We start from the raw sequence: 5,508 nt of genomic DNA on the forward strand, positions 1-5,508 counted from the left end.
ATTGTACATGATGATATAGCGAAATATTTGGGTAAAAGTGAGAAAAATGCGCGATGGGGTCAGAGCATTATTATGCGCTCTCGTGAAAAAATAGAGATAGGAACTGGAATTCTTTTTTTAATAAAAAATATTGATTTATTTTTATATGTTGACTATCAACTGTTAATATTATAATGTTGCAAAAATGAGCGTCTGCTCATATTATACTGCTTCCATTGATACTGGAGATCATCCATGAATACTATTGAAACTATTTCGATAAAAGGGAAAAAAACAGCAAATACAATAAGGATTGTGGTTGCTGTTATTTTGTTTCTTATAGTTGTATCTGCAGCACCCAATAACCCGGCAATTGTTAATATCAGTTATTTAATAACGATTACAATATTTGCAATTATATCTGTCATTAATCTGAAAGCGGTGGCATCAGTAGTATACTCAAATATTATTAAATACAGCACCGTTATGTTTGAAATTTCTATACCAACAATTTTAAAACTTTCCCATTTAGCAACTGCAAAGCCACATCTCATGATAAATGAAGGTGCTGCCTTTCAAGCTTACTTTTTGTTTATACTATTAACGTTGTTTCAGAATGACCGCTTTTTGACTATTCTTACCGGAATTGTTGCAACAGTACAATATGCTCTGCTGGTTATCATAGGGATTTTTGTTATAAAAATGCCGGTAATTTCAGGAAGTTCAGAGTGGGGGCACATTGTTATTGATGATGAAATTGGCAAGATAGTTATGCTCATTGGCTTTACCGCAATAGCAGTGGCAATATTAAAAAATCTACAGCAGTTTGCATTCACTGCGTTAGATAATGAAAAAAGTGCCCTGACAAAAGCAGAGCAACTGAAAGGGATTGTACATGAGGCTAATACAGTAAATGCATCACTTGTTGAAGTTAGTAAAAATCAAACACAGATCAGCGCAACGCTTTCAGAGGTAGCAAACGATGAAGCAACTATGAGTGAGGAACTTTCGTCAATGTATGAGGAGCAGACATCCGCAATAGAGCTTATTTATAAAAATACAATAAAGCAGACCCAAGAGTCAAAATTAATGAAAGAGAGAATACAGGAATTTGTTGCAATTCAGAAGAATGTTATCAGTGTTGGTGAGCAGATGCTTGAAAACATAATCACAATAACTGAATATTCAAAAAAGACGGAATCGAGTTTAAATGAGTTATCGCGCATCATGGATATTGTTACGCAAAGCGGGGGTGCCATAAATTCATTCCTTGATGTTATCCGCAATATAACAGATCAAATTAATTTACTATCTCTTAATGCCAGCATTGAAGCAGCACGTGCTGGTGAATATGGCAGAGGATTTGCGGTTGTTGCTGATGAAATAGGCAAACTGGCCATGGCAACAGGAGACAATGCAAAAGAGATATCCTCGCAGCTTGCAAGAATTAATCAGGATATTTCCAGCAGTGTTAGTATTATGCAGAATACACAGAAAGCGCTTGGTGATATGCTTGAAATTATTTCTGCAAGTCAGGGGCATATTAATCAGGTGCGAAATGCCATACGCATGCAGCAAAAGGCAATTGAAGATGTGCAGAACCAATCAGAAGTACTTGACACCTTATCGCATGAAATACTTGTGGCAATAAACCAGCAACAGTCATCAATGAATGAAAGTGTAGCCTCAATTCAGCGGTTGTCTGAGGTTGCCCAGATAGTGGCTGAAAAGACTGAGCAGATGAATGAATTAACCATTACTGTAAATAACATTGCCCAACGGTTGGCACAGGTAACCGCAGTAATTAGTTGAAGGTCATAGCTTTTTTGCTTTCACATGCGCTGGTACTGGGTACACATACGGTTTGCCAGATAAAGGATTTGTGTAGACAAGGCACACAGTATTAAATAGTGCTTCAATATTTTGATAGGTAATACATTCGTGCGGTTTTCCATCAAAAAAGATTTCACCGTTTTTTATACCCATTATTCTATTACAGTATTCTGAGGCAATATTGATATCGTGCAAAATTGCTATGATGGTACTGCCGTTTTCATTGAGCTTTCGTAAAATATCCATGATTGTATACGCATGGTGAATATCCAGATGTGATACCGGTTCATCCAGCAACACGCATTGGGTACTTTGTGCCAGTGCACGTGCAATATTGACACGTTGCAGCTCCCCCGATGAAAGTTCTGTCAATTTTTTTTGTCTGATATATCCGATGTTACAGTACTGGATAGCTTCCTCTATAGATTTGATATCATTTTCTTGTAGGCCAGTCAGTGGAGCGTGAGGAAATCTGCCCAGTGCAACAAATGATTCAACTGTATAGGGTAGTACACGTTCAATATCCATAACTGCTGAAACCTGTGCGGCATATCTGGTAAGTGGTATTGCAGTTATAGCATTATTTTTGTATGCGATAGTTCCTGATAAAGGGAGTATAATACGGGCAAGTAGTTTGAGTAGCGTTGATTTGCCTGCACCATTAGGTCCTATTATGCCTAGAAAATCTCCTGTATTAATTGTACAGTGGGAGATATTCAATACGGGGATGTTTTTATATCCAGCTTTTAGATTTGTGCACTCAAACAATTTCATAGGCTATCCTTGCGTGTTAACAGAAGAATTAAAAAGAATATTCCTCCAAAAAAGCCGGTGATAATGCCTGATGGTATTTCGTATGGTGTAACAATACTTCTGCCTATGGTATCTGCAATTACAAGTGTTGTGCCGCCGGCAATAGCAGATACAGGTAAAAGAAATGCATGGTTGGCGTTACGTGTGCGCACTGCGTGTGGTACAATGAGTCCAACAAAGCCAATGATGCCGGTTGCGGCCACGGTGATACTGGTTGCAAGAGATGCAACCCAGAAAAGCATTCCTACTTGAAAGAAAGATATTCCATGTGTAGCTGCAAATTGTGATCCAAATGAAAGTATATCTAAATGTCTGTGAAACATAATCATGATGCATATCAACACCAGTATACTGAGAGAGTAGGGAATGATGTACTCATAGTGTGCCATTGAAAGGTCGCCCCATAGCCACATTAATGCTTTATGTACAGTATCTGGCTTTGAAAATGCAAATAGTAAGAACACTGATGATGAAAGAACAAAACTAAGTGACAGCCCTGATAGAATTACTGCAGTGGGATGAAACTGGAACGATCGTGCAAGAAAAAAAATTATAACAACCGCAGCAAGCCCACCACAGAATGCAAGCACTGATACAAAATGGTTTCCTGTTATAATTGCTATGCTTGCACCCAGCGCTGCACCACCGGATACACCAAGAGTGTACGGTTCGGCAAGAGGGTTTTTTAAAATTGCCTGAAATATACATCCTGACGCCGCAAGTGCTGCACCAACCACAAATGCCATGACGATACGTAACAGGCGGAATATAATAATTTGTGTTGTAACGGGATTGCTGTCCTTGAGTAGTGAAAGCAGTGTTACGTCTGTTGTACCAATGGAAAGAGCTATCGCAAGAACAACGAAACATCCTGCAATGATTGCTGAAAGTGCTATTTTTGATTGTACATTCATGGCGTAAATTTTGCTACATTCATAACATCCACAGTGAATGCTGATGTCAACATTTTAATAGTAACTAGAGTGATACAAATCAGGTTATTGTAGAGTGCCAGCAAGCACCTGGGTGATATGCTTCAGAGCATTGCAATAATGGGAAGGAGTATATAGATATATGTCCTGATAAGGAATATGGATAATCTTTTTTAAGTGTGCGATAGCTCCTGGAAGGGGCTCTCCAAACAGTGCAATGATGAAATCAACCTCTGATGTCAAAAGGTACTCCTGCTGAATGATAGGATACCGTGTTGGAGTGTTGGTGATATAATTGACAATGCCTGCGTCGGCAAAAATATTACTAATATATGACTTGCCCGAAACCGCAATATAAGGATTAGAAGATAATAGTATAATAGCCGTTGCATTTCCCTTGTGCATGAGTCTTTGTCTGATATTGTTGTAGTGCAATAATTTGGTTTGTGCCATCTTTTCTTTATTAATGATGGAAGCAATAGTGCGATAGTTACTGCACAATGCCTCAAAGCTTACGGCAGGTGGAAGTAATTGCACATTAATTTTAGCATGTGATAATTGTTCAATCTTCTGCGTGGCGGCATCCTCAAAAGATGCAAGTACAACATCAGGTTTCAGAGCAATTATTTGTTCCACATTGGGATTGTTGATATTCCCCACAATGGGTATGGGTTTGGAGAGCGGTGGATGATAGCGAGTTACACCCACAAGCAGGTGTTCGCTTTCAAGATCAATAATCATGGCAGTGATTGATGGCGACAGAGAGATAATGCGTGTGTAAAGATGTTTGGGTTTATGTGATGCATAGAGCATACTATAGTGAGCTATCGCCAAAACCACCACGCCCAGTAAAATTAAAATTATTGTGTGAAAGCGTTTGTAATAAACCATGCTTGGAAATATATAGCTGCTGAATTAATTGTCAAGGGGAATGCTAATGTTAATGTTGAATAAAAAATGTATTGGCCCATTCAATTGCTTTTCGGTACGATTGGGCAATTTGCTCTGCAGGCAGTTGCAAGTCATGCGAAAGCCTGTTAACTGCTTCCCAGTTTCCTTTTTCGTATGCGGTAATAAACTGGTATATGCCAGAGTAGGGCCCTTTTTGCTGTAAAATGGCGTGTTTTATGTCATCGGTCAATGGTAATTGCTGCATTATTTCTTCTTTTTCTTTATCAAAGAATGCATCTACAAGAGAAAATAATCCCATAAGGAAGCATTCGGACGCCTGTGCTTTTAATTGTGATGTGGCAGCTAAAAGTTCGGCAAATTTGGCACGAATTAACGATGTGACAATGAGTTCTTGAGGCTTATCCTGTGCAATGCTGTGCAATACCACAAAAGAGAGCCAGTTTTTGAATTCGCGGATACCCAGTAGCGCCAGAGCATGTTTGATTGAGCCTATCTGGCTTGCAAACCCAAATGCTGCTGAGTTTATAAATTTCAGTAGCTTAAAGCTTAAAGAAACATCACGTTTGATAATCTCTTCTAGTTTGCCAAAATCAACATCTTCTTTATGAATCTGTTGCAGTATTTCAAGATAGTTGAGTTTATAGACAGGTATATCTTTTGACTCGATAATCTCAGGTCTTGAAAAGAAGAATCCCTGGAAATATGAATAACCAAGTGAAAGCGCTTCGTGGAAATCCTCATAAGTTTCTATTTTTTCTGCCAAAAGTTTTATATTCAGATGGGCTGTTTCATTGTGTATCTGTATTCTCTCAAATGTGGTTGAATTCAAAAAGTCAACTTTAATGATATCTGCATAAGGAAGTAACTCCCGGTATTCGTCGGAAAAAACAAAATCATCAAGGGCAATTTTATAGCCCTGAGTCTTCAGTTTTCGAGTTATAGAAATTATTTCATCAGTAATGGGAACTGTTTCAAGTATTTCTATTGTCAAGACTTCCTTTGGGAAAAAATATGCCAAATTGGATTTGAGGGTTGTCTC

General features: G+C 38.4%; 5 protein-coding genes. 1 reads left to right on the forward strand and 4 read right to left on the reverse strand.

What is annotated here, in order from left to right:
• Window positions 1-234 precede the first annotated feature (234 nt).
• Window positions 235-1,791, forward strand: coding sequence for a methyl-accepting chemotaxis protein (locus N3F66_10370; protein MCX8124551.1), 1,557 nt, complete (start codon window positions 235-237; stop codon window positions 1,789-1,791).
• A 3-nt stretch (window positions 1,792-1,794) separates the two neighbouring features.
• On the opposite strand, the gene N3F66_10375 is transcribed toward N3F66_10370, so the two are convergent.
• From N3F66_10375 to N3F66_10390, 4 genes are all read right to left on the reverse strand, one after another.
• Window positions 1,795-2,586: an ABC transporter ATP-binding protein gene (locus N3F66_10375; protein ID MCX8124552.1), complete on the reverse strand. Its 792-nt coding sequence runs from the start codon at window positions 2,584-2,586 to the stop codon at window positions 1,795-1,797.
• A complete protein-coding gene (locus tag N3F66_10380; GenBank protein MCX8124553.1) occupies window positions 2,583-3,539 on the reverse strand; it encodes an iron ABC transporter permease in 957 nt (318 codons plus the stop codon). Before N3F66_10380 ends, N3F66_10375 begins: the two co-directional genes overlap by 4 nt.
• Before the next feature lie 84 nt (window positions 3,540-3,623).
• Window positions 3,624-4,448: a helical backbone metal receptor gene (locus N3F66_10385; protein MCX8124554.1), complete on the reverse strand. Its 825-nt coding sequence runs from the start codon at window positions 4,446-4,448 to the stop codon at window positions 3,624-3,626.
• A 49-nt stretch (window positions 4,449-4,497) separates the two neighbouring features.
• On the reverse strand, window positions 4,498-5,508 hold a 1,011-nt coding region (locus N3F66_10390), incomplete at its 5' end, for an HDOD domain-containing protein (GenBank protein MCX8124555.1).

The sequence above is a fragment of the Spirochaetota bacterium genome, assembly GCA_026414805.1.
Classification (GTDB): Bacteria; Spirochaetota; UBA4802; order UBA4802; family UB4802; genus UBA4802.